At 70.0% G+C, this 22,661-nt stretch carries 32 protein-coding genes and 1 pseudogene; 10 read left to right on the plus strand and 23 right to left on the minus strand.

Annotated elements, in window-relative coordinates; translation table 11 throughout:
- The first annotated feature begins 2 nt into the window (after nucleotides 1–2).
- From K9S39_RS30895 to K9S39_RS30920, 6 genes are all read left to right on the plus strand, one after another.
- Complete coding sequence (locus tag K9S39_RS30895; protein WP_248866622.1) at nucleotides 3–506, plus strand: DUF6302 family protein; 504 nt, start codon at nucleotides 3–5, stop codon at nucleotides 504–506.
- Between the two features lie 10 nt (nucleotides 507–516).
- On the plus strand, nucleotides 517–1,746 hold the full coding sequence (fxlM, locus tag K9S39_RS30900; RefSeq protein ID WP_248866623.1) for a methyltransferase, FxLD system: 1,230 nt from the start codon (nucleotides 517–519) through the stop codon (nucleotides 1,744–1,746).
- 77 nt (nucleotides 1,747–1,823) lie between these two features.
- Nucleotides 1,824–2,006: an FxLD family lanthipeptide gene (locus tag K9S39_RS30905; RefSeq protein WP_248866624.1), complete on the plus strand. Its 183-nt coding sequence runs from the start codon at nucleotides 1,824–1,826 to the stop codon at nucleotides 2,004–2,006.
- Between the two features lie 74 nt (nucleotides 2,007–2,080).
- The gene (locus K9S39_RS30910) at nucleotides 2,081–5,116 is read left to right on the plus strand and encodes a lantibiotic dehydratase (RefSeq protein WP_248866625.1); all 3,036 of its coding nucleotides are present in this window, start codon (nucleotides 2,081–2,083) and stop codon (nucleotides 5,114–5,116) included.
- Nucleotides 5,113–6,255: a lanthionine synthetase C family protein gene (locus K9S39_RS30915; RefSeq protein WP_248866626.1), complete on the plus strand. Its 1,143-nt coding sequence runs from the start codon at nucleotides 5,113–5,115 to the stop codon at nucleotides 6,253–6,255. Before K9S39_RS30910 ends, K9S39_RS30915 begins: the two co-directional genes overlap by 4 nt.
- A gap of 23 nt (nucleotides 6,256–6,278) precedes the next feature.
- On the plus strand, nucleotides 6,279–7,220 hold the full coding sequence (locus K9S39_RS30920; RefSeq protein WP_248866627.1) for a thiopeptide-type bacteriocin biosynthesis protein: 942 nt from the start codon (nucleotides 6,279–6,281) through the stop codon (nucleotides 7,218–7,220).
- Nucleotides 7,221–7,412: 192 nt separating this feature from the next.
- Here K9S39_RS30920 and K9S39_RS30925 read toward each other — a convergent pair whose 3' ends face one another.
- The 21 genes from K9S39_RS30925 to K9S39_RS31020 all read right to left on the minus strand — a co-directional run bounded on the left by K9S39_RS30925 (nucleotide 7,413) and on the right by K9S39_RS31020 (nucleotide 20,119).
- Nucleotides 7,413–8,429, minus strand: coding sequence for a phosphotransferase (locus K9S39_RS30925; protein ID WP_248866628.1), 1,017 nt, complete (start codon nucleotides 8,427–8,429; stop codon nucleotides 7,413–7,415).
- Nucleotides 8,430–8,750: 321 nt separating this feature from the next.
- On the minus strand, nucleotides 8,751–9,668 hold the full coding sequence (locus K9S39_RS30930) for a hypothetical protein (protein WP_248866629.1): 918 nt from the start codon (nucleotides 9,666–9,668) through the stop codon (nucleotides 8,751–8,753).
- 441 nt (nucleotides 9,669–10,109) lie between these two features.
- Nucleotides 10,110–11,129, minus strand: a complete 1,020-nt coding sequence (locus K9S39_RS30935; protein WP_248866630.1) for a hypothetical protein — start codon at nucleotides 11,127–11,129, stop codon at nucleotides 10,110–10,112.
- Between the two features lie 100 nt (nucleotides 11,130–11,229).
- Nucleotides 11,230–11,352 carry a hypothetical protein gene (locus K9S39_RS42190; protein ID WP_283113116.1) on the minus strand — a complete coding sequence of 41 codons (123 nt, stop codon included), beginning with the start codon at nucleotides 11,350–11,352 and terminating at the stop codon, nucleotides 11,230–11,232.
- An 86-nt stretch (nucleotides 11,353–11,438) separates the two neighbouring features.
- The gene (locus tag K9S39_RS30940) at nucleotides 11,439–11,909 is read right to left on the minus strand and encodes a hypothetical protein (protein ID WP_248866631.1); all 471 of its coding nucleotides are present in this window, start codon (nucleotides 11,907–11,909) and stop codon (nucleotides 11,439–11,441) included.
- Between the two features lie 137 nt (nucleotides 11,910–12,046).
- A complete protein-coding gene (locus tag K9S39_RS30945; protein ID WP_248866632.1) occupies nucleotides 12,047–12,268 on the minus strand; it encodes a helix-turn-helix domain-containing protein in 222 nt (73 codons plus the stop codon).
- Complete coding sequence (locus tag K9S39_RS30950; RefSeq protein ID WP_248866633.1) at nucleotides 12,265–12,741, minus strand: hypothetical protein; 477 nt, start codon at nucleotides 12,739–12,741, stop codon at nucleotides 12,265–12,267. Before K9S39_RS30950 ends, K9S39_RS30945 begins: the two co-directional genes overlap by 4 nt.
- Nucleotides 12,687–13,019 (minus strand): Acb2/Tad1 domain-containing protein, encoded by a 333-nt coding sequence (locus tag K9S39_RS30955; protein ID WP_248866634.1) that lies wholly within the window; start codon nucleotides 13,017–13,019, stop codon nucleotides 12,687–12,689. The genes K9S39_RS30950 and K9S39_RS30955 overlap by 55 nt, the downstream gene beginning before the upstream one ends.
- Nucleotides 13,019–13,219, minus strand: a complete 201-nt coding sequence (locus tag K9S39_RS30960; protein WP_248866635.1) for a hypothetical protein — start codon at nucleotides 13,217–13,219, stop codon at nucleotides 13,019–13,021. Before K9S39_RS30960 ends, K9S39_RS30955 begins: the two co-directional genes overlap by 1 nt.
- A gap of 10 nt (nucleotides 13,220–13,229) precedes the next feature.
- A complete protein-coding gene (locus K9S39_RS30965) occupies nucleotides 13,230–13,568 on the minus strand; it encodes a WhiB family transcriptional regulator (RefSeq protein ID WP_248866636.1) in 339 nt (112 codons plus the stop codon).
- 524 nt (nucleotides 13,569–14,092) lie between these two features.
- Nucleotides 14,093–14,662: a Holliday junction endonuclease gene (locus K9S39_RS30970; protein WP_248866637.1), complete on the minus strand. Its 570-nt coding sequence runs from the start codon at nucleotides 14,660–14,662 to the stop codon at nucleotides 14,093–14,095.
- Complete coding sequence (locus tag K9S39_RS30975; protein ID WP_248866638.1) at nucleotides 14,659–15,015, minus strand: hypothetical protein; 357 nt, start codon at nucleotides 15,013–15,015, stop codon at nucleotides 14,659–14,661. Before K9S39_RS30975 ends, K9S39_RS30970 begins: the two co-directional genes overlap by 4 nt.
- Nucleotides 15,012–15,353, minus strand: coding sequence for a hypothetical protein (locus tag K9S39_RS30980; RefSeq protein WP_248866639.1), 342 nt, complete (start codon nucleotides 15,351–15,353; stop codon nucleotides 15,012–15,014). The genes K9S39_RS30975 and K9S39_RS30980 overlap by 4 nt, the downstream gene beginning before the upstream one ends.
- On the minus strand, nucleotides 15,353–16,078 hold the full coding sequence (locus K9S39_RS30985) for an exonuclease domain-containing protein (RefSeq protein WP_248866640.1): 726 nt from the start codon (nucleotides 16,076–16,078) through the stop codon (nucleotides 15,353–15,355). The genes K9S39_RS30980 and K9S39_RS30985 overlap by 1 nt, the downstream gene beginning before the upstream one ends.
- The gene (locus tag K9S39_RS30990; protein ID WP_248866641.1) at nucleotides 16,075–17,079 is read right to left on the minus strand and encodes a recombinase RecT; all 1,005 of its coding nucleotides are present in this window, start codon (nucleotides 17,077–17,079) and stop codon (nucleotides 16,075–16,077) included. Before K9S39_RS30990 ends, K9S39_RS30985 begins: the two co-directional genes overlap by 4 nt.
- A 2-nt stretch (nucleotides 17,080–17,081) precedes the next feature.
- Nucleotides 17,082–18,122: a YqaJ viral recombinase family nuclease gene (locus tag K9S39_RS30995; protein ID WP_248866642.1), complete on the minus strand. Its 1,041-nt coding sequence runs from the start codon at nucleotides 18,120–18,122 to the stop codon at nucleotides 17,082–17,084.
- On the minus strand, nucleotides 18,119–18,358 hold the full coding sequence (locus K9S39_RS31000; protein WP_248866643.1) for a hypothetical protein: 240 nt from the start codon (nucleotides 18,356–18,358) through the stop codon (nucleotides 18,119–18,121). Before K9S39_RS31000 ends, K9S39_RS30995 begins: the two co-directional genes overlap by 4 nt.
- Nucleotides 18,351–19,232, minus strand: coding sequence for a hypothetical protein (locus tag K9S39_RS31005; protein ID WP_248866644.1), 882 nt, complete (start codon nucleotides 19,230–19,232; stop codon nucleotides 18,351–18,353). Before K9S39_RS31005 ends, K9S39_RS31000 begins: the two co-directional genes overlap by 8 nt.
- Entirely contained in the window at nucleotides 19,229–19,432 is a 204-nt protein-coding gene (locus K9S39_RS31010) for a hypothetical protein (protein ID WP_248866645.1), read from the minus strand. Before K9S39_RS31010 ends, K9S39_RS31005 begins: the two co-directional genes overlap by 4 nt.
- 158 nt (nucleotides 19,433–19,590) lie before the next feature.
- The gene (locus K9S39_RS31015) at nucleotides 19,591–19,827 is read right to left on the minus strand and encodes a terminase small subunit (protein ID WP_248866646.1); all 237 of its coding nucleotides are present in this window, start codon (nucleotides 19,825–19,827) and stop codon (nucleotides 19,591–19,593) included.
- A complete protein-coding gene (locus K9S39_RS31020) occupies nucleotides 19,805–20,119 on the minus strand; it encodes an XRE family transcriptional regulator (RefSeq protein ID WP_248866647.1) in 315 nt (104 codons plus the stop codon). The genes K9S39_RS31015 and K9S39_RS31020 overlap by 23 nt, the downstream gene beginning before the upstream one ends.
- A gap of 229 nt (nucleotides 20,120–20,348) precedes the next feature.
- Between K9S39_RS31020 and K9S39_RS31025 the strand changes: the two genes are divergently transcribed.
- Both K9S39_RS31025 and K9S39_RS42500 read left to right on the plus strand, forming a co-directional pair.
- Nucleotides 20,349–20,714: a helix-turn-helix domain-containing protein gene (locus tag K9S39_RS31025; protein WP_248866648.1), complete on the plus strand. Its 366-nt coding sequence runs from the start codon at nucleotides 20,349–20,351 to the stop codon at nucleotides 20,712–20,714.
- Between the two features lie 226 nt (nucleotides 20,715–20,940).
- Nucleotides 20,941–21,306: pseudogene (locus tag K9S39_RS42500) on the plus strand (AraC family ligand binding domain-containing protein); the annotation flags it as partial.
- Here the strand turns inward: K9S39_RS42500 and K9S39_RS42505 are convergent.
- The gene (locus K9S39_RS42505) at nucleotides 21,235–21,390 is read right to left on the minus strand and encodes a hypothetical protein (RefSeq protein ID WP_319949655.1); all 156 of its coding nucleotides are present in this window, start codon (nucleotides 21,388–21,390) and stop codon (nucleotides 21,235–21,237) included. The pseudogene K9S39_RS42500 and the gene K9S39_RS42505 sit on opposite strands and share 72 nt — an antisense overlap.
- 81 nt (nucleotides 21,391–21,471) lie before the next feature.
- Complete coding sequence (locus K9S39_RS42510; protein ID WP_319949656.1) at nucleotides 21,472–21,636, minus strand: hypothetical protein; 165 nt, start codon at nucleotides 21,634–21,636, stop codon at nucleotides 21,472–21,474.
- Between K9S39_RS42510 and K9S39_RS42515 the strand changes: the two genes are divergently transcribed.
- The gene (locus K9S39_RS42515) at nucleotides 21,568–21,987 is read left to right on the plus strand and encodes a helix-turn-helix domain-containing protein (RefSeq protein ID WP_319949650.1); all 420 of its coding nucleotides are present in this window, start codon (nucleotides 21,568–21,570) and stop codon (nucleotides 21,985–21,987) included. The two genes, K9S39_RS42510 and K9S39_RS42515, sit on opposite strands and share 69 nt — an antisense overlap.
- 375 nt (nucleotides 21,988–22,362) lie before the next feature.
- On the plus strand, nucleotides 22,363–22,584 hold the full coding sequence (locus tag K9S39_RS31035; protein WP_248866649.1) for a hypothetical protein: 222 nt from the start codon (nucleotides 22,363–22,365) through the stop codon (nucleotides 22,582–22,584).
- The last annotated feature ends 77 nt before the right edge of the window (nucleotides 22,585–22,661 follow it).

The following is a 22,661-nucleotide window of genomic DNA, read 5'->3' on the forward strand; positions in this document are numbered from 1 at the left end:
CGGTGGCGCTGCCCGCGCGGCCCTTCGTGGACCTCCTGCCGCCCGCCAAGGCTGAGGACGAAGAAGTGGAGTACTACCGGGAACGGTTGGAGGACCCCGCGCTCATCGAAGCGGGTGCGGCGGTCCTCATCGACCGATACGCGCTGCTCGCCGTCCCGGCGGCCGGCCAGCGCCGCGGCGGCTGCCTGCCCATGCCGGACGTCGTGACCGCGCTCGCCGTGCGCGCGGTGCTCGCTGGCCGACCGGGCTTCCCTGATGTCCGGCTGCGCTGGTCCCCGTACCTCGACGCCTGCCACGTCGTCGAGTGGGGCGAGCGTCCCCCGGTTCATGAGGACGACGCGGCACACGGGCGGTTCTACGGCTACAGCGCCGAAGCCATCGCACGATTCGAGGCCGGCCATGTAAGACCTCAAGGCGGAGGTTTCTCAACCGCCCGCCTGTCGGCATCGGCGCAACTCATGGCCGGATCGGCGAGCAAGGTCGAGAAGGAGGAGCCCAGTGACTAACGTCCCTGAAGTGACTACAGATCAGCCTCAAAACCCCACCGTCGAACAGCAGTTGCGCGATGAGATGGTCAGGCAGCTCGTCGACCTAGGCGCCGCCCGGAGCCCGCACGTCCTGACCGCGTTTCGCAAGATCCCCCGGCACCTGGCGGCACCCGAGGAGGACATGGCCAAGACGTACCGGGCGGAGCAAGCCACGATCACGAAAAGGGACGCCAATGGCGTGGACATCAGCTCGGTGTCCGCTGCCCGCGTGCAGGCCATGCAGATCGAGCAGGCGGACATCCGGCCTGGGATGCGCGTGCTGGAGATCGGCTCTGGTGGCGTCAACGCCGCGTACGTCGCTGAGATCGTCGGTGCGGGTGGCCTGGTCGTCACCCTGGACATCGATAGCGAGGTCACCGGGCGGGCCGAGAAGTTCCTGGCTGAGACCGGCTACGACCGGCAGGTGCGGGTCGTCACCGCCGACGGTGAGTACGGCCTTGCTGAGTTCGCTCCGTACGACCGCATCATCGTCACGGTGCAGGCCGCAGACATCCCACCGGCGTGGATCGACCAACTCGTGGAAGGGGGGAGGCTCGTCGTCCCGCTGCGGATGCGCGGCATGACGCGCACGGTGGCCTTCGTCCGCGATGAGGCACGCCTGGTCAGCGACGGGATCGAATTGTGCGGCTTCGTGCCGATGCAGGGCGCCGGCGAGAACAGGGTGCATCTGGCCATGCTCCACGACGCCGAGGGTGAAGAGGTCGCCCTACGCTTGGACAGCCATCCCGAGCCCGATGTCCAGGCCCTGCGCGCCGCCCTTCACGAGCCCAGCATCAAGGTGTGGTCCGGGGTGACGATCGGCGGCATGGAGTCGAAGGACCACCTGGACCTGTGGCTGACGACCGCCCTGGACAACCTGCCTCTCATGGCGGCGAAACCCGCGGCCCGGCAGCGCGGCATCGTGGCCGGGGTCTCCCCGATGGGCATCCCGACCCTCGTAGACGGGGTCAGCTTCGCCTACCGCACATCGCGCCGGACCGACGACCCTGACAGGTGGGAGCTGGGCGCGGTCGGCCACGGGCCGGAGGGTCAGAAGACCGCCGAGCGCCTGGTCAAGGAGATCCAGGTGTGGGACCGCGAGCACCGCGGCCACCAGGCGCACATCGAGGTCTACTCGGCGGGCACGCCGGACGATCAGCTTCCCGCGGGCCGGCTCATCGACCGGCCGCACACGCGGGTCACGATCTCCTGGCCGTGACGCCCCGGCGTTGCGCTCAGGAGGCACCACCAGCACGACCGAGCACATCCACAAACCCCTCTATCCGAGGAGACGAGATGTCATCGCGTACGACGCTGAAGACAGGTACGGAGTTCACTGCTGACGGTGAGTCGTCGGACTTCGACCTGAAGATCGAGACCGTGGCCTCCGCGCCTGTGGTCGGGGCCCTGCTGAACGACACCGGCGACGGCTGTGGCCAGACCTGCGAGTCCGCCTGCTCCAACAGCACCTGCGGGTGACCCCACAGCCCGGGGCGGGCCGGGCAGCCAACCCACCCGCCCCGGGCGCTGCATCCCCCTACGGAGGCACAGCCATGTACCACGCAGCTGACGCGAGCATGATCAGGGCGTCCGTGTTTCCACTGACGGCCACGCTGCCCTCCTGCCCCTCTCCCGTCGATGACGCTGCCGACGACGCCGACAACTGCCGCCAGTGGATCGCCAAGGTCTGGGCCGACGATGCCCGTGCTGGTGCCATCGAACTCGCCGCGCCCGTCCTCGCCTCCGGGATCCGCAAGGTGATCGACGGAACTGCCCGCCGTTCCCGCATCCGCCGTACAGCGCTTTCCCTGACCCGCTACCTGCTGCGGATGCAGTACCGCGCCACCCCGTTCGGGCTGTTCGCCGGCCCCGCACCTGCGCGCGTCGGCCGCGCGGCACACGTCCGCTGGGGCACACAGCGCAAGGCGTTCGCCAGGGCCGACGCGACATGGCTGCACGACATCATCACAGCCTTGGAACAGGACCCGGACGTGCTGCGGCACCTGCCTGTAGTGGCCGATCCCACCTGCACCGTGCGGGGTGCCCGGATCGCCGTCCCACACCAGCCGGGAGCCAAGGGGCCCACCGAGACGACGCTTCGGCGCACTCGCGCCGCGGAGATGGTCCTCGCCCTGGCCCAGTCACCCACCACCGTCAGCGCCATCGTGGCCAAACTCCACGCCGAATACCCCGACACTCCTACCCAGACGATCGAGGCCATGGTGTGCGACCTGATCGCCCACCGTGTCCTACTGACCAGCCTTTATGCCCCGATGACCTGTGACGACGCGCTTGGCCACCTGGTCGCGCAGCTCGACACGTTGGCCCTGGCGGCCACCCCGGTCGCGCCGACGGTCGGGAAGCTGCGTCACGTCTACCGGCTTCTCTCCCGACACGACCGCGCCCACCCGGTCGAACAACGGGTGCTCCGCGCGCAGGCCACCGCCGCAATGGGCGGCCTCACCGGCACCGCCGACCGCAGCCTTGCGGTGAACTTACGTCCAGACTGCGACATCGTCCTGCCCGAGGCAGTCACGCAGGAGGCCCAGCGGGCCCTGGAGGTCATCGCCCGCATCTCGCCGTACCCAAACGGCACCCCAGCCTGGCGGGACTACCGCGTCCGGTTCCTGGAGCGCTACAGCATGGGCACCGTCGTGCCGGTACGCGACCTCACCGACCCCGACACGGGCCTCGGCTTCCCTGCCGGCTACCGCGGCACGATCCTGAAGCGTCCCATCCTGGCCACAACGCCCCGCGACGAACACCTCCTCGCCCTCGCCCAGGACTCCGCTGTATCCGATCAGCGCGAGATTGTCCTCACTGAGGACGACATCGAGGCCCTGTCCAATGGCACACCCACACAGGTCCCCGCACACATACAGTTCAGCTTCAGCGTGCTTGCGCAGTCCACGCGCGCCCTGGACGAGGGCCGTTTCCTACTGTCCACCGTGGGGCTGTCCCTCGCGGCTGGCATCACCACCGGCCGCTTCCTGACAATGCTGGAACGGGCGGACCTCGACCGAGTGGCCGCCATCCACGCCTCCCTGCCCACGCTGACTTCGGGCGCCGTCCGCGGACAGGTCTCCGGCCCTCCGCTGAAAGTGCCGATCAACAACGTCAGCCGGACCCCGCTCGTCGCCTCCGAGCTACTGGCCGTCGGCGAGCACAACCCGGACGTCACCCGAGACCTCGATGACCTGGGCGTCATCGCCGACGCCACGCGCCTCTATCTGGTGTCCCTCTCCACCGGTCGGCTGATCGAACCGTCGGTCATGAACGCCGTGGAGCTGAGCAACAGCACCCACCCGCTGATCCGCTTCCTGTGCGAAGTGCACCGCTCCCACACCACCGTCCTCGTGCCGTTCGCCTGGGGAGCTGCGGCCCGGCTTCCGTTCCTCCCAGAGGTCCGCGTCGGCCGCACCATCCTGTCCGCAGCTCGCTGGCGACTGCGTGCCGGCGACCTGGGGGAGGGGGACGATTGGATGCGTCGCTTCACCAACTGGCGCATCCGCTACGGCCTGCCACGCACCGTCTACCTCGGCGGCAGCGACCAACGCCTAAGACTCGACGTCGATGTTCCCGCCCATCAGCAACTATTGCGCGCCGAACTCCGCCGCCACAACACCGCCGTGCTACACGAGGCGCCGGAAGAGAGCGCCTTCGGCTGGATCGACCGCGCCCACGAGGTGACCATGTCCTTCACCTCCGACCAGCAGCCCGCCCCGGCGCCCGCGTCCCGCACAGCCACCGCAGCGGACCGGAACTCTGGCCGCTTCCCCGGGACATCGGAGTGGGCGTACGTGAAACTCTACGGCAGCGCCGCGCGGGCACCGGAGGTGCTGACCGCACACCTTCCGCGCCTCCTGGGTGACTGGGGTGCCGTCCCGCCGGCAGCGTGGTTCATCCGATACGCGGACCCCGAGCCGCATGTGCGGCTTCGGCTGCGGCTTCCCTGTCCAGAGGCGTTCGGCACGGCCGTGCAAACGGTGACTGCGTGGGCGGCAGAGCTGCGCGATGAGGGCTTGATCCAGCGTGTTCAGTGGGACACCGACCAGCCGGAGACCGGCCGCTACGGAACCGGCGCCGCGCTGGAAGCTGCGGAAGCGTACTTCGTGGCCGATTCGACGGCCGCCCTCGCACAGATGTCCCTGGCCCTGCCCACTGACCTCCAGCCGGCCATCACCTCGGCGTCGTACGTCGACGTCGCAACCGGCTTCCTCGGCTCCCGCTCGGCCGGGCACGAGTGGCTGATCCGCCACCTGCTCCGCAGCGACGGCGAGATGGTCCCCCGCAACATCCAGTCCCTTGCCCTACGCCTGTCGGAGGGCAACGGCCGGGCCGTGCTCGCCGACCTCGACGGAGGTGACGCCGTAGCCAAGGCGTGGCAGCTGCGACGCACAGCGCTCGACCACTACCGCCAGTCGCTCGACGCTGACGGAATCTCCCCGGCCAGGGTGCTTCCGTCCCTGCTGCACATGCACCACAACCGGGTCGCAGGCATCGACCGCGACGCCGAATCCGCCTGCCGCCGCATTGCCCGCGCCGCGGCCCTGTCCTGCACTATCCGCCCCGAAGGAGCACAGCGGTGACCACCGCCCTGCACACCACCGACACGTCCCTACCCTCCCGGCAGTCCCTCGCGCACGGCCCTCTCGGGGCAGCCCTGCTGCACGTAGAGCGGGCACGCCGCCGCACCGGAGACTGGCAGGACGTGCACCGTGCCCTGTCCGAGATCGGGCCCTTGATCGACGGCGAGGACTCCAACCTCTACCTCGGTGCACCTGCGATGGCCTTCGTCTTGCACCTGGCTGCCGACGGCACCGACCGGTACGCAGGGGCGCTGCACACCCTCGACAACATCGTGGCCACCCACACCCGGCGCCGTCTGACCGCCGCGCACGCCCGCATCGACGCGGGCCGCCGCACCGCGTTCGCCGAATACGACGTGTTCCGCGGCTTGACCGGCATCGGGGCACTGCTGCTGCGCCGCCAGCCACAAGGACCGGAAATGAAGGGCGTGTTGGAGTACCTGGTCCGCCTAACAAAACTGGTGACTGACCCTGCGGGTGAGAAACGGCCCGGCTGGTGGGTGGGGCATGCGCCGGCCAGCGACACGGCGGCTACGCCGGGCGGGCACGCGAACGCCGGTATCGCGCACGGCATCACCGGCCCGCTCGCCCTCCTGGCCCTGGCCATGCGCGCCGGGGTCACCGTGGACGGCCATGAGGAGGCCATACGCCGTATCTGCCGGTGGCTTGACCAGATCCGCCAGAGCGACCATCGCGGAACCCGATGGCCCCGGTGGAGCAGCAACCGCGGCCCCGCCCTCGCACTGCCAGCCACGCCGTCCTGGTGCTACGGAACGCCCAGCCTGGCCCGCGCACAGCAGCTCGCCGCGATTGTCCTGCGCGACGACGAGCGCAAGCGGATGGCCGAACGGGCACTGCTGCACTGCCTGAGCGATCCGCACCAACTCGACCAGATTGCAGACCGGGGCCTCTGCCACGGGTTTGGCGGCCTCCTGCGTACCGTGCAGCGTGTCGCCGAAGACGCGGATGTGCCAGCTCTGTTCACCAACCGACTCGGCCGGATCACGGACCGGTTCCTCACCGCCGAGGCACCCGAGAAGACCGGGTTCCTCGTGGGGAAGACCGGTGCGGCCCTAGCCCTTCTCGACGCCGAAACCCAACCCCAAGGGCAATGGGACGTCTGCCTTCTGCTGACGTGAGAGAGACACGCATGCTGCACAACATGAGCCAGGTCGAAGACGCTGTTCTGGCCGTCCTCAGCGGGACACCGATCGAAGACGCGGCCCGGTCCGCGAGCACCTCCCCCGAACGGCTGGCCGATGCCATCGAGCGCTACCGAACCGCCGGCCGGGCCGCGCTCGAAACCCGCCCCTCCGGATGGCACCAGGTGAACATCCGCTTCGCCGACTACCCCACCGCAGAGCGCGCCTTCCGCGCCTACCTGTTGCCCGCCCTCCGCGACGAGCCCATCGGCGCATGGTGGTTCGTGCGGAAGTACCCGCACTGGAGACTGCGCGTATACCCGGCACCGGGCGCCACCGCAGAGGAGGCGGTCGCGCACCTCACCGAAGCGCTCGACGACTCTGTCTCCTGGGGCGTGGCCAAGGACTGGCGGCCCTCCCCTTACGAACCGGAAGTCGTCGCCTTCGGGGGCACGGACGGGATGGCCCTTGCGCACGAACTGTTCCACACGGACAGCGTCGGCGTCCTGGAATACCTACGCCTCGCCACCGATGGCCACGACGGAATGTTCGACGCCAAGGCCACCTCACTGCTCGCCATGACACTACTGATGCGGGCTGCCGGCCTGGAGTTCGGCGAACAGGGCGACGTGTGGGGACAGGTCGAAGAACGTCGCCCCCTAGCGGACGACGTGTCCCCGAACCAGGTCAGCGGCATGGTGAACACCCTGCGTCGCCTGCTCCTGATCGACGCTTCACCCCTGCTCGCCGACGGCCCCCTCACACCCGTGAAGAACTGGATCCAAACGCTGGAGCGGAACGGCCAAGCCCTCGCGGACGCCGCAGACGACGGGCGACTCAACCTCGGTCTGCGCGGCATCCTCGCGCGCCACGTGTTCTTCCACTGGAACCGCATGGGGTTTACGATCCGGCAGCAATCTATCTGGTCACGCGCCGCCCGGGAGGCCGTTCTCGGACGTTGACCGAGGGACGCCTGACAATCGTATCCAAGCACCAGGCCGCACTCCCCGCCCCACCGGAGCGGCGGCGCCGGCGTGTGGCGCCGGGGCATGGCCAGGGGCGCGGCAGCGGCCGGGAACGGGGCCTGGCAGCGGCCGGGAACGGGGCCTGGCAAATCGTGCACCAGGCGACGGCCGCCGTCGGCGAGAAGCCGATCAGAACGCTGTGAGCGCGTCAGCGACTTGCTGACGGTTGCGGCACCACCAGCCGATCAGCGTGGAGGCGGCGGTGAACAGGTGGTCGCAGGATTCATCGCCCTTGTCGTAGTGCATCTTGAGCTGCCACACGTCACAGATGCGCTCCCAGCGCTGCCGCTCGGCGGCCTCCGCCAGCACTGCGGCTGGCAGTTCGCTGGCCTTCCGGTATCCGCCGACGAACGCCGCCACCAGCTCCAGGTCCAGGCCGTGCTCATCCCCTGAGCCGAACATCACCGGCAGCGTCGCCGTGCGCACGACTTCGTCCGCGTATGGGCGGACCGCGAGCCGGTCCCAATCCAGCACCGCACTGACCGATCCCTGCTCCCAAAGGAGGTTCAGATCATGGAAGTCCCCATGAGTCCATCCGGCCGGGCCCCGCTCACCGTCCTGGGGCCGCTGGTCGGCCCACCGCTCCAGCAGCTCCGTGCGCTCGACGAGCGCCCGCTCCACCGTCGCATCGAATCCGCTCTCTCCCGCCGCAGCTTGGCGGCCATAGTGGGCGAAGCGATCGGCTGCCTTCTTCGGCGCGGTGATGATCACGGGCACGGTGGCCGGGGCCTCGGGCATCGCGACTGCCAGCTCGGAGTGCAGCTCGCCGAGCAGCGCCCCGACAGCGGCGGCGCGGTCGGGACGCCACGAGCGGGCAGGAACCATCTCCCCCGCCGCCCACGGAGTGAGCGCGTACAGACGTCCGCGCACGGCGGCGAGGGTGTCTCCGTCCGTAGTGGTCACCGGAGCCGGCACCAGCAGCCCGGCCCTGGCCAGAGCCCGGGTCGCGGTGTGCTGGCGGCGTGCCTGGTCGGGGCCGACGTCGACGACCTCTTTGAGGGCGTACCGGCCGGCGGCGCAGCGCACGGACCAGTTGCGGTTCATCAGCCCCTCAGGGATCAGTCGCACTTCCTCCGGGGCGGGCAAACCGAACGCCGACAGCGCCTCGGTGCAGACCTCCTCATCCGTACGGTCTGCCGTCTCCATGCCCGCGCTCCTCATCCGTCCCGCTCGCCCCCGGCCTGCTCCAGGGTGCCCGAGCCTACGGAGCACCAGCGTGATCACGGGGAGGCTCCCGTGAAGCGCTCCTCGAACGTGCGACCCGGCGGCAACCGGCCAGTGCGGGTGGTGGTGGAGGGGCTGTGCCTGGCCGGGAAATCCACGATCGTCGCCGCCCCTCGCCCCACTTCTGGGCGCGCACGCGGTGCCCGAGTACGGTGACCTGGCACCGCTGCCACCGTGGCCACCCGCCGACACCGGCGCCGCGCGAGCCGGCCTGGACCACCTCGCCAGCGTCGAACGGGCACGTCAGCCGCAGCCGCCCGCCGCCTGACCACAGCGGGCGCGCTTCTGCTCCCTCTTACACACCTCGCAGTACGCGGTGCCGTCCGGCTCGTACCGGCCATGCTCGGCCTGATCGTGGCCGTGCCGGCAGTACGGGCGCCGTTCCGTGCCCCCGGTGAGGTAGCGCAGTTGCTTGCGGGTACGGATGCGGCCGGGCTCGTCGTCGACGTGGGCCGGTGCAATGCAGTGCTTGAACTCGCACTCCGCCCGCACCTGGCCGACTGGGTCGCGACCGGTGCGCTGCCGGAAGGCGATCGCCGCGGGACTGTAGGACTTCTCCCGGAACCGCATGACCGGTGTTCCACTCGGCGATCCGCGCTCGCCAGTCCACTCCAGGTGTCCGCCGTCGACGGGCCGGACGCGGGCCTCCCACTTCTCCTCAGCGGTGGTGAAGGTCGGCGGGACGTACATGATGCCGGCTTGGCGGCGGATGCGGCGCACCGCGACGCGGTCCACGCGGAGCTTCCGGGCGATGGCCTCGCTGCTCATCTGTCCCAGGAGCGCGCGGATTTCGGCGTCCTTCGGGTGCTTGCGGGGTGGCCGGGTCCTGATGGTCGCCGGGCCGAACCCGCCCTCCCGGCGGATGCGGGCGATGGTGCTGACGTCAGCATTCACCCGGCGGCCAATCTCCGCGTCGGTGTGCCCCTCGTCGAGGAGCACGCGGATCGCCCGCTCATCCGGGTGCGGACGGCGGCGCCAGGCGCTCCGAGGCGCTGGGGGAATGCCGGCCGCCTTGCGGATGGTGGCCACGGCTTTCTCGCCGACGTACAGCCGTCGGCGAACCTCACTGTTCGTCAGGCCCTCTTCCAGGAGCGCGCGGATCTGGGCCTCCTGCGGGTGCGGCTGGCGGGCGTAGGGGCCGCGCTTGCGGGTCTCGGTCACTGGGCGGTCGTCTCCGTGGTTTCAGGCCCGGCGGCGGCCGGGTGCATGTGGGGCGGGTAGCGGTGGGTGCCGCGGCCGGCGGCGGCGAGGGCGCGAGTGACCGCGCGGGCGCCGTAGCGGCGCGCGGCCTCCTCCTCACCGAGCTCGGCGACGGCGCCGTGGACACCTCAAGGTCCGCCGTGCTGGCGGCCGTCTGCGTCCGGCGGGTGCGGATGCGACACAGGAGGCAGGCGCCGCCGCTGTCCGGCTCGACCGGGCCGTGCGGGTGCTCCGGGCACGTCGTGCCCGTCCGGCCCGCGGCTGTGAGGAGGCGCCGGACGCGGTCGAGGCCGGCGCCGATGGCGTGCAGGACTTCGGGGGTGATGTCCTGCGGGGCGGTCCGGGCTGCGTTCTCGCCGATGGTGCGGAGTGCGGTGAGGAGTTCCGGCAGGACGGTGCGGTTCACGCGCCGCTCACCTCCCGGGCCTCCTCCTGCTGGGCGTAGTGGCAATCCGGGCACCGGCCGCCGGGTTTGCGGTGCCGGTACTCCCGGCCGCACCCGCAGATGCGCAGCGGGGCCAACGGGTCCTCCTGGATCACAGGAACATGCATGGGAACGATCGGGAGGGGCTCGGTCCGGGACGGCACCGGGGTGAGGAACGCGCCTTGAACAGGCCGTTGTGTTGTCTCCGGGGTGCCCTCGGGGCGGATCTTGCATCCGTGGCAGAGCGTGCGGCTGAAGCGAACCAGCGGGATTCCGCATCCGGTGCACCGCCGGGACAGCTCGCCGTCGTCCGTCGGCTGGGGGGATTGATCTTCTTCATCTCGCGCGCCTGCGCGGACCGGTGGCTGAGGTACTACATCAACCCTCTCCTGGGATACCTCGTGGGTACTACCTGGGTTGTTCGGGCCACAGCGGCCCGAACCGTTCGGGCCACTGTGGCCGGAACCCATTCGGGCCGCAGCGGCCCGTTCTCCCTCCTTGGCACTCTCGGGAAGTTCGGGCCGCTGTGGCCCGTTCTCCTCTGCCTTCGAGTTCAGGCCGCTGTGGCCCGAACTTCCACCGGTGCTCTTCTCGTCTGCGGAGTCCTTCCGAGGCCGGGCGGTCGCCTTGAGGTGGTCGTCGGCGGCCTTCCAGTCCGGCCAGGGGGTGATGACGAGGAAGTAGAGAGCCGACCGGCCCCGGCGGCGCTCACCTTCAAGGCCGACGACTCCTGCCCGGATCGCAGCGTCGATGTAGCGGCGGCCGTCCTTCTCCCGGCATCCGGCCGCCTTGGCGAGGTCCTGGATCCGGATCGGCTTCCGGTCGCCGCTGAACCGGAGCTCCCCGGAGGCGTTCGCCATCGTGCGCAAGGCATAGAGCATCGTGAGGAAGCCGCCCTTGAGGGAGGGCGGCATATCGCGCGTCCAGCGCCAGGCGAGCGCGTTGCCGAAGGTGTGCGGCACGCTGCCGGGCCGTGGGACCTGCTCGTCGTCGCTCACGAGCACCCTCTCTCGTCAGTCCTGGTCTGGGGCGGTCCTGGTGGCGTTGCGTCCCGTAAGTCCGCCCCCGGGGGGTGTCGGCCCCGGGCCGCGGTCGCCGTCACGGCGCCTCACCCAGCAAGCCGCCCAAGCTGTACGCCCGGGCCTGCGTCCAGTCGACGGCATGGCCGGCATCCTCGGTGAGCGTCGCGGCGGAGTAGCACGGGGTGCACAGCAGCCTCACGAGCCCATCCCGGCGTGACCGGTGACGGCACAAGTGCCGGGGCAGACGGCATAGCGCGCATCGGCCCAGGGGCGGCAGACGCCCCGTCACCGGCTCCACTCCGCCTCGGTAGCCCCCCGAGCAGCGGTGAGGTCCGCGGCCTCCCAGCAGCGCAGCAGCGACCGGCGCTGGCGCGGCGCGAGGAGAACGTACCGGTCGTACACCGACCGCACCCGGGCGGCTGGCACCGTCCAGCTTGGGAACCGGTCTTCCGTGGACGCTTCCAACTCGCCGACGGGCTCGACCGTGTAGAGGTCACCGCGCGGGAACTTCGACGCGTAGAACCTCGCGTACTCCCGATCGCTGGTGATGTAGACGCGGTCAGGCCGGGCGGTGATCGGGTCGACGGTGCCAAGTCCGGGAACGTGCGGCTGCTGGCCGGCCGCCTTCGCGGCGCAGACCGCACAGCCGTCGACGATGTTCGGCAGGTGCGGGGTGATGAGGTCCCCAGGACGGAGGCCGGGCACGCCGCCGTGGAAGAACCGGACGGCACGGCGTGGCTCGGGGGCTGAGGTCATGGAAAGGCTCCGGCGGTGATGCGGTGAAGGGGGGCAGACAAGCACCGGGCGCAGTGACACCGGGGGCTCGGGGCGGCATACCCCCGCAGGTGTCCGGACCTGTCCGGACACCCGGACGGGCGGGGTATCCGTGCTGGTCAATGCATCGGGGCATGTCCGCCGCGCGGGCGGAGCTCGACGCCCTCCTCCCGAAGCAGGGTTCGGACCGTGCCATATGAGAGGCCAGCGGAGAGGGCGAGGCCGCGAATCGTCGACCCACCCTTGTAGTCCCGGGCGAGTTCGCGGGCCTTCGCGCGGCGTGCCTCCCCAGTGAGCCGGGGCCGGTAGGTGCGCGGGCCGAACGGGGCGGTAATGCTCATGTGCGGGGGCCTTCCTGAGATGAGAGGGCAGCGCGGCGGTAGAAGGAGGAGACAAGTGCAAGGAGGGCGCACACCGACTCCGTCCGGGCCCGGTCGCCGGCCGTGTGGGCAACGGCGTAAAGGGCGGAGGCCATCGGCACGTCACCGTGGTCGTAGGCGGTGAGGAACCGGGCGGCGAACAGCCGGTGGGCGTCGTCGGCCGGGACGTCTACGACGAGGCCCGGCCCGTACCCGTGCGGGTAGAGGACCGGCAGCACCGCACGGCCGGTGTCGGCCACGGCGCAGCACAGGCCAAAGACGTCGGCAGCGTCACCGCGGCAGGTGATGTCATCCAGCACGACCGCGGCCCGGCCGAGGTCACCGTCTAGCAGGTGCCGGAGAACGTCCTCTATGAGCGGCGCGAGGGCCGCCGGGCCGATCACAGCGCCGCCGGCCGAGCCGCGATGTCCGCCTCGGCGACGGCGGACAGGCATGCGGCCTCCGCGTCCTCCGGGTCGATGAGGACCGGCGCCAGTGCCTTGCGCTCACCGCGGGCGACGTACCGGCGGTCAATGCCGGCGTGCGCCCACTGCACCGTGATCTCGCATGCCTTGATCGCCTGAGACTCCTCCCTGGAGCCAGGGACCAACTCATGAATGAGCAACGCCAGTTCACGGGCCGCCTCGCAGATACGGGCCTTTATGGCGATGCGGTCCCCGTCGGTCTTCGGCGGGGCGAATCTGATCTCGATCTCACGCGGGCTGATCGCCATCACAGGGTTCCTTTCTGGTAGGCATCGACCGCCTCGGCGGCCTGTTGGGTCAGGGCGTTTTCGGCGCACGTCTTGTGTGCCGCCTTCCGGCTGGAGTCGCGGAGGTTCGTCGTCTCGCCGCAGTAGCGGCACGGGAGTTGGTGCTTCGACCAGTGCACGGACGACGTCCAGTTGAGGAGCCCGCTCGGCGGGATCTTCACGCGCCGGGGGCTACGCCGCGGACGCGCGGGCATCGGCCTGCTCCTCCTCTCGCTCTGCCGCTTCGGCGCGCTCGCGAGCCAGGCGCACCAGGGCACGCCGCTCGTCCGTGTCGAGGCCGCCCCAGATCCCCAAGGGCTCCCTGCGATTGAGGGCGGTGGTCAGGCAGTTCGAGCGCACAGGGCAGCGCCGGCAGTAGGCCTTGGCTTCCTCGGTGAGGAGGAGGACCAGGCCCACGTCGCCGTCCGGGAAGAAGACGTCAGGCTCCTCCGCGCCGCGGCATGCGGCGTGCCGGGCCCAGTGCTCGGGCCGCGGGAGATTGTCGGGTGCGTATCGGCTCGGACGAGGCATCAGAGTGCTCCTGCTCCGTCGTGTCCGGGGGGGTCCGGACGGTTGTCCGTGGTCATGTCCGGAGACGTGTCCGCGCAGTTCAGGGCCGTCTCACCGGAAGGCGCCGGGGGGTTATCCGGGGTTGTCCGGACGCCGGCCCGGACGACTTTCCAGAGTGGCTTCCGTCGTCCCCGGTGGCGGCCGGACGGCCGGAGCTCCCACCACGCGAGGAACGCAAGCACGGCGAGAACCACCGGCGCCCACACGGGGAAGGTCTCGATCACGGGGAAGGCGAGAGAGCCAAAGACGAGGAATGCCTCAAGGACGTCCATCAGCCACCCCGCCCTCTTGCCGCCAGCGGACGACGGTGCGTGCCGCGATGAGCCGGTCAGCGATGACCGCGACTGAGAGGCCGGTCGCGGTCCTCTCCAGGGCGGCGTGCCGCTGTTCCTCCTCTGTGAGCTCCGGCAGTGGCGGGGCACCGTGGATGACCCGCTCAACGGCAACCAGGTCGATTCCGCGGTACCACGTTGCTCCCACAGGGATCACCGGGCTACCTCCGGCCACGTCACCTTGGCGAGCCGGTCCCGCTGAACCTTGGGGAGATCGACGGGCGGTGCGCCGAGCTGGTCCAGCCCGGCGCACCAGAGCCACCAGGCATCGCACTGGTTGTCATCAGGGAACTCCCGGCCCGCGCGCTTGTACGCGGCCATCGCCATAGGGACCTTGTCGCCGGATCCCTTGCCGGTCGCATACGCCTTGAGCGTCGCGGCCGTCACGAGGGCGTACGGGACGCCGACCTCGATCAGCACGGCGCGGACGACCCCGTGCACCATGCTGACTGCCTTCGCTGCAAAGCTGTTCTGCGGGATGTCCTCCAGGACCACGAGGTCCGGCGCCGGGCCGAGCCCGAGGTGTTCACCACCGACCGCGAGGCGGGCGGCCTCAGCGATCTGCAGGAGGCGGCGGTCTCCGTCCTTCGCCTGCGTCTTCACCGTGGCCGTAGAGCCGTCCCGGTAGGCGATCCCGGTCCCAGCAAGGGACAGGTCGAAGGCGACCACGCACGGGCCGTTAGCAGTCCGGACGCACTTCGGGCCGAAAGTCTCGGTGGTCACTGGTCACCTGCCGTTTCGTGACCGCATTCCCAGCAGCGCCGTGACCCGTCCGCACGAATGGCGTGCGGACGGATGCGCTGCTCGCGCGGACAGAGGTCGAAGTCGGTGGCGTCGATCTCCCCGGCCGCAAAGAGGGTGGTGAGGTCGGCGTCCAGGGTGAGCTCCGTTTCCGGGTTCTCGTCGACGGCAGTCGGCACGGTCACCGCGACGAGACCGGCGGGGAGCGAGTCGGCTGCCGGGGCGAGTGCTGGACCGGTCGCGGGGTGCCAGCCCCGCGACGGCCACAGGCAGGCCGCCGACACGAGCCCGGCACCGCACGCCAGCACCGAGCCCATGACGAACGGGGCGTTCACTGCGGCTCACCCGCCTTCGGAACCGGGGCGAGCGTCCCAGCCCGGTCGACGGCCTCCCGACACATGAAGTCGTGGGAGCGCTGCAACTGCCTGATCTGGATATCGAGGCTTGCGCGTGCCCGCTCGGACAGCTCCAGGCGACGCCGCAACTCCGAGTTCTCCCGCTGTAGTCCGGCGGTGTCCACGCTCTGGCCGGCGACGGTGTCCACGTGCTGGCCGACGGCCAGCTCCTCCCGGGCGCCGTCGAGCTCGGCGCGCAGGCGCGTCAACTCCACGCGGGCGGCGGCGAGATCAGCGGCCTTCTGGCGTTCAGCAGCGCGACGCGATCTACGGCTCATCACGGGGTACCGTCCTCTCGCTGGGCGGGAATCAGAGGCCACTCGGTGCGCACCCCGGAGGCCAGCGCCTCCTTGCCAGGCGTCCGAGCGAAGTAGTCGCGCAGCCCGGCCTGCTGCTCAGCCGCCCAACACACCTGCTGCTCGTGCAGCTCATCGAGCGGCGTCTGCGCCAGCCACCGGTGCCGGTTCGCGATCTTCCAGACGACACCGCAGGCGGCGACCGCGTCCGCGCCACAGTCGTGTGCCGCGCCCAGCGGCACCACGTAGTGGCCGCACAGGTCTTCAAGGCGCCGGCCGCCCCTCCGGTACCGGTCGACGTGCTTGTCCAGCACGCGCGGGTCCAGCACCCTTGGCACCGACGCGGCGAACAGCGACTTCACCCCGTACCGGGCGGCCTCGGCCTCCAGCATCGTCAGGTCGAACGCCGCGTTCATCACGACCAGCGGCAGGCCCTCGTCGACCAGCTCAACAAGCGCCGACATGATCTCGGCGACCACGGCCCCGGCCGGGCGGCCCGCAGCGCGGGCCGCCTCGGTCGTGTAACCGTGCACCGCCATCGCAGCCGCGGGGATGTCCACCCCGGGATCCGCGATCCAGGTACGCATCTCGTTGGGCCGGCCGCCGCCGTAGCGGACGACGGCGGCCGTCACGATCCGGTCCGACTCGGGATCCACCCCAGTCGTCTCCAGGTCGAACCCCACCAGGGAGCGGCGATGCCAGGTCACCGGCGGCGCCCCTTCCCCCCTCGACGGGACTTGCGACTGGCGCGCTTGGGCTGCATCCGCTTCCTCGGCAGCGTGGCGACCTGCCGGGACTCCTGAGAGCCCTCAGCCGCCTTGTGCGCCGCGGTGGCGTCGGCGAGGAGCCTCGCGTCCTCGTCCGGTGTGTGGAGGACCTGCGTCTGCCCGGCGTCACCGGCATCGTCGGCCTTCCCGAGCTGCACCAGCTCGGCCGACATGGGCACCACCTTGTGCAGCCGCCGCAGCGCCGACTTCTTCCACATGTCGTCGAAGTGGGTGTGCCAGAAGGTGTCCTCCCGGCCTTCGGCCTTGGCCCGCTGGTACGCCTGGCTGTACTCGTCGCGGATCTCCTCGGCGTCCTGGCGCGTCAGGATGACGACCTGGGAGCGGGCGCCGCCGGTCATCCAGCAGAACGCGTACGCGAGGATCGGCTTCCCGCGCTGCTCGCGGGTCAGCTCCAGCGCGGGCTTGTGCGTGAAGTCGAGCGGGGGAGGGGCGGTGGGCTCGTAGTTCCACTCGTCTCCGGCATGGATCATCCCGACGTGCACGCTGCCGACCCGCCCGGAGCGGTACATCAGCTCGACGTAGCCCTGGTACATCGGCACGAACACCGCGAGCTTGCCCTCGCGTCGGATGACCGCGTGGCGTCCGTCCGGCACGAGTCCGAACCGGGCGCACGTCAGCAGCGCCTGGAGCAGGCTCGCGGGGGTGCAGCGGACCAGGCCGGGCAGGACCGCCCGCACGGCCGCGAAGAACGCGCCCTGATCGACGTGGGAAGGCAGGGCCTTCGTGAAGTGCTCGCCGTACCGCTCCAGCCAGGACAGGACGGCGTCGGTGGTCTCGCCGCCGTCCTGCCGCTCAGCGGCGTGCAGTTCCTCGGCTGTGCTGCCGTCGACGGTCTCGGCGGGGCGTGCCGTCGGGAGCTTCGCCGGGTGCCGGGCCTCTTCGGTGGCCGCGCGGACGCGGTCTTTCAACGTGCTCGTCACGGTCACACTCCCTTCTCGGGCACGTTCAGCACACGGGCGCGGTAAGCGGCGTACGTCTCGGGGTGGTCGGCCTTGAGCCGGTCGGTGTCGATCGCGGGGACCAGGTGCGTGTACGCGGCGGCCAGCTCCGGCTCCGCCTCACGGAACCTCTTCGCCGCGAAGACGCCGTTGGCCTTCCAGGTCCACGCCGGCCTGCCGTCGGCCCTGGCGATCTCGTTCTTGCCGGTCAAGGCCCGCATCTCGTTCTCGACGGTCCGCAGCTCGTCGGCGAGGGCCTTCACCTGGGCCTTGAGGTCCGCGCGGCGGGCGCGCAACGCCTTCGCCGTCGCGAGGTCGATCTCGGCGATGGCCTCGGGCTTGACCGACCACAGCTTGGCCAGCAGCTCGGTGGTGGCCTCCAGACCGTCGGCGGCCGGGGGCAGGCCCTCAACGATGTGCCGCTGGTACCACCGGCCGCACGTCTCGACGAGCCAGCCGATCATCTCCTCGTCCCGCTCGATGCGGTGCCAGCGCAGCTTGTTGCCGCCGACGAGCGCAGCAACGTAGCCGACGTCCCAGCCGCCGACGGCCATGTACCAGTGGCACTGGATCGCCGGGGAGTCCGGGACGCCGTCCTCCCAGTCCGACGCCTGGTACTCGCTGCGGTTCTTGCACTCCACCGGCCCGGTGACCGCACCAGCGTCGTCGAGCGCGTACCGGTCGACGTTGGCGAGCATCCACGAGCGCTCGTTGTGCACGAGGGTGCCGGGCGATGCCGCGATCGGGACGCCCGACCTCTTCGAGAACATGCGCGCGATGAAGTCCTCGATCTCCGTACCGATCTCGGCGGCCTCGCTCGTCACGTCGTCCTGGCGGCCGTGCTTGGCCTCGAAGACGTGACGGGGCCCGCGGTACTTGTCCAGACCGAGAATCGCCGCGACGTCCGAGCCGCCGACCCCGGCCCGGCGGATCGCAGACCACTCCTCGCGGGTGGCGGAGGAGGGCAGCAGCAGGCGGGCGGTCGGCGCCCCCGACTGCTCAACACAATAGGTTGCAGTGGTCACTTGGGGTCCTTCCGGAAGGTGTTGAGGCGGCGGGCGCCAGCCAGGGCTTCGATCTCGGCAGCGAGGCGGACGGGGTCGGCGGCCGACCAGGGCGCGGTGGCGAGGTCGGCGCCGTCGTCGATGTCGGCCATGGCCTGATTGAGCACGGCGCAGTACCGGTCCGACTCTTCGTTGGAGGCGACGCGGAGCCATGCCACGTCGTCGATGGGCCGCTGATCGCGCGGGAGGTCACGCAAGGGAGACCACATCCCGGCGGCAGTTGGGGCACCGGAGGCTGACATACTCGCCGTCACGGGCCTGGTAGTTGATCCGGCCGTCCTCGCATGCGGCGCAGGCGGCTCGGTCGGCGGCCAGCTCGGTCAGGAACACTGCCGCCTGCCGCGCGGACATGTGGCCATGGCGGGCGGTCAGCTCCTCCTGGATGCGGCGCGCGGCCTCCTCATGTCCGTTGCGAGCGAGCCATGTCACGGCCTGCTTGGCGTGCAGCCCACGCACGTTGGCGGCGCCTTCGTTCAGCAGCCGCACGGTGTCGGTGTACTCGCCGGCATCTGCCGGGCCAGTGACGGCCCGAGTGGCGTCCTCTTGGTCCTTCTCCTCGATGTCCTGCTGCCGGGCGCGGTGCTCGGCCAGGACGGCGGCGTACGTGTCGACGTGGCCGCAGGGGTTGCTCCAGCGGTCGACGCTGTACCACTCACCGTCTTCGCAGAACCGGTACGGCACCGCCTCACCGCGCGGTCCACCACAGACCGGGCAGACCGCCGCGATCATCACGGTCGTGACCCACACCCCGACGTAGTCCCCGCCCGACCCGCGGTTCGCCACCCGGTAGCTGACCGTTTCCGGCATCGGGGCCGGGGCGGGCCCGTCGCCACCGACGTAGCGCACCCAGACGGCCGTGCCATCCTCGTGCTGCGCCTCGTACGCCTCGAACGACCCGGCAGGCTCATAGGAGGGGATACGGTCCGCGTGCGGAATGCGGCGCACAGCGCTCTGCGCGCTGGCCCGGTTCGGGTAGACCACGGCGAGCACCCACTGGCCGCGCCGGGCGCGGGCCGCGGTCGCGGCGGCAGGGTGGTTGGGCCGGGCTCTGAAGGTGGAACGGCTCTTCACCGGGCACCTCCCTGGCGGGGGAAGCGCGCGAGCATGGAACGGGCCTCGCGATGCGAGGGATGCCGCAGGGCCGCACAGTGGCGGCAGTCGGCGGGGTCGTGCTTCTCCTCGGGGGAGACAGTCGCGTTGCGGTAGGCGACGAGGGACGCGGGCAGCAGCGTGAAGCACGCGATCATGGCGGCCAGGAGGACGGCGCTCATCGGGCGCCTCCTACGGGGACCGGCAGCGCCGTACTGGTGGTGGACTGGGGGCTAAAGTTGCGTGGCAAGGCGGGCCTCGATTCGCAGTGGTTGAGGTGTTGCCTGGTGAGTGGGGCTGTTCGGACCCGGCACGGTCCGGGCAGCCCCGAATTCGGTGTTCAGGCCGTAGCGGCGGTGCGCTCGGCGTCCTCGATGACCCACTCCTTCACGCGGGCCAGGTCGAAGCGGCGCCCGCGGAACGGCGTCTTCTCGACAGGGCAGCCGCGGAGCACCCACTGGTTCACCGTCCAGTCGGAGACGCCGTAGAACGCCTCCAACTGGGCCTGGGTCAGGAGTGGTTCGAGGCCGAGCGGGGCAAGGACCGTGGCGCGCTCAGTAAGAGTCTTCGTCGCCATAGGATTCACACCTTTCTACCGTGTCAGTTGAAACCGAAGGCGCGCCGAGGCCGAAGAGGCGATGAATGGGCCAGTCGAGCGCTTCAGCGACGAGCCACGCCGTCGCGAGTCGGCAGGCATCTCGCGCCGTCCCCCCTCGGCCGGCGAGACGACCGATCGTCGCCGGGCTAACCCCGCGCCCTACCGAGTCGAGCCGCTTGGTCCGCTCGGCAAGCTCGGGGCCGGACACCCCGTTGGCTCGCATCGCATCCCTGAGCGGCTGGCCATTGCCCTTGCGATACAGCTTGGTCATATGGACCTCGCGCCGAGTGATGTCTGGATCGGCTAGTGGTTCCGCCGTTGACACATTTCTACAGTGTCAGTGTCAGCGAGGTCAACACAGGCTGGCTGAGTTTTAGCGTGCCCGCCGCAGCACACCCCGACACACAGGCGCACCAAGGATCACAGGGGGCGCACCGCCTCCGCGCCATGCTTCTACTTTCGCTTGTAAAAGTAGAAGACCACCGGGCATCCTTGCCAACGTGACGAACGAGGAGCGCCCCGAAGACCTCGCGCAGCTGCTCGCTCACCTGAAGTCGGAATACGACGTCAACGAGAGCGAGATCGCGCGCGCCATCGGCGTCGCCCCAGCCACGGTGAACGCCTGGACGAACCGCAAGCGCGGGACCAGCCGCGGCCCCAACCCGGACAAGCTCCGCGCCCTCGCGGCAGCCTTTCCCAAGTTCACCGAACAAAGGATCTTCGCCGCCGCCGGCCGCAAGGCTCCAGGCCCCCTCAGCCCGGACGCCGAACAGCGAATCCTTGAGCTGTACCGCGGCCTCACGCGAGAGCAGCAGGAGATCACCGAGACCCAGATGCGCGCCCTGAACGAGGCGAACCGCAACTAGTGCTGCGACCGCATGGGTTCGCCCCCGTGGGGCGTCAACCGCCGCAAGGAGAGTGCCGGGAAGTGAACTTCCACAGCCTGTCGGCCGGGTTGCCAGGAACGACGGACTTGGGCATCCAGCATCCTTCCTCAGAGCCGGTCAACTGGAAGCGAGACTCCTCAGCCCCCTCCGGCCAGCATCACGAGCCTGCCGCGTTCGGACTCCGCCGGTCTTGTACGTTCCTGACATGACCGGAGACCAATCCCGCACGTCCATCAGCGCCTGGAGGCCATCAGTCCCAGGGATCGCCGAGGTCTTCCACGCACGCTTCACCGATCACGCGTATCCGGCCCACACCCACGACACGTGGGACCTGATGATCCTCGACGACGGATCGGTCGACTTCGCACTCGACCGCCGCCGCCATCAGGCGACGGGCACCGCCAGCGTCCTCCTACTACCTCCCGGCGTCCCCCACGACGGTCGAACCGTCACAGTGTCAGGCTTCCGCAAACGCGTCCTCTACCTCGACGACTCCGTACTACCCGAGCGCTTGGCCGGCCGTGCAGTGGACTCTCCGGTTGTCACCGACGGGCTGCTGCGCCATCGGATCCACCAACTGCACGCCGCTCTCGTACACGCCGAAGACGGATTCGAAGCCGAGTCCCGCCTCTCGTTCATCCGTGAACGGCTCCACTCCCACCTCGACGCGCTCCAGCCCCGCGCACCGGGACGCGAGGCAAGCCGGCTCGCCACCGAACTGCGGGAACTACTGGACTCACGGATACACGCGGGTATATCCCTGCGCGAGGCCGCTGCCATCCTGCACGCCCACCCCACACACCTGATCCGCTGCTTCAAGCAGACACACGGCCTGCCGCCACACAGCTACCTCACGGGCAAGCGCATCGATCGGGCACGTCGACTTCTTCTCGACGGCCACCGGCCCTCCGAGGTCGCTGCAATCGTGGGATTCCACGACCAAGCCCACCTAAACCGACACTTCACACGCCACGTGGGCACCACACCCGCGCGGTACCAGCGCACGCGCACCGGTTCTGCCCAAACTTCTTCCTTACGCTGCCGCGGATGCTCACATCCCGCCTCCGTGGTCCCTGCCTCGACCATCACCCTGGCGAACCCATGCGGTCCGCGCTCTAGGCACCGTGTGACCGGCGGGCGGCGCAAACCTTTGCGGTCCGCAGCGCGAAGCTGCGACCTGCGAAGATCGTCTCAGTCCGGCTGGCGGCCAGCTGCCCGATACATTGAATCGCAGCAGGTCAGGGCCACCTAACTTAGATCGTTTCACTTCACATTCCGTGCTCCGGAAGTTACGGTCAGGGGCTGTCGGCCCGGTCAGCTGTTCGCCGCTGCCCTCCCCCACGGCTGCACTCGAACCTGTTCTCTGCTGCCACGGGGGAGTTCAGCATGTGCATACGCGTCCGGTACGCGTCCGTCCGCTCGCGCGAGACTCCGTGGGATGCTGATAACGGCGTGATCACGGTCCCGGACGGGCTCTCTGAACCCCTCGTTCTCCGAGCTGTACGGGCCGTCCTCACGGAACTCGCCATCCCTCAGCCAGACTTCGGTGCACTCTGCTGGTGTGGGGCTCCCGTTGTGCTGGTGCCCCCTGCACCCGAGCAGCGAGGAGGAGACGAGGTGATCATCCTTGACGCGTAGAGCGATCAACTCACGGCAGATCCGCGGCAAGAGCTGCGGGCGCAGCCTGTACATGGAGGAGTACCCGCCACTCAAGTACCCCGAGCGCAAGCGCCGGCGCGACTGCATCGGCTCATGGCAGGCCCGATACCGCGACCCGTCCAGCAAGCAGGCGGCGAAGGGCGAAGCCGAAGACATCCTGGACTCCGCACCCGCGTCCGCCAGAGGATGACGACCGAAGCGCGGAGAGATCGCCCTCGCCGCGTGGAGGGAGAAGCAACCGCGCCAGTCAAAACGACGCACCACGGC

The organism is Streptomyces halobius (assembly GCF_023277745.1).
Lineage (GTDB): Bacteria > Actinomycetota > Actinomycetes > Streptomycetales > Streptomycetaceae > Streptomyces > Streptomyces halobius.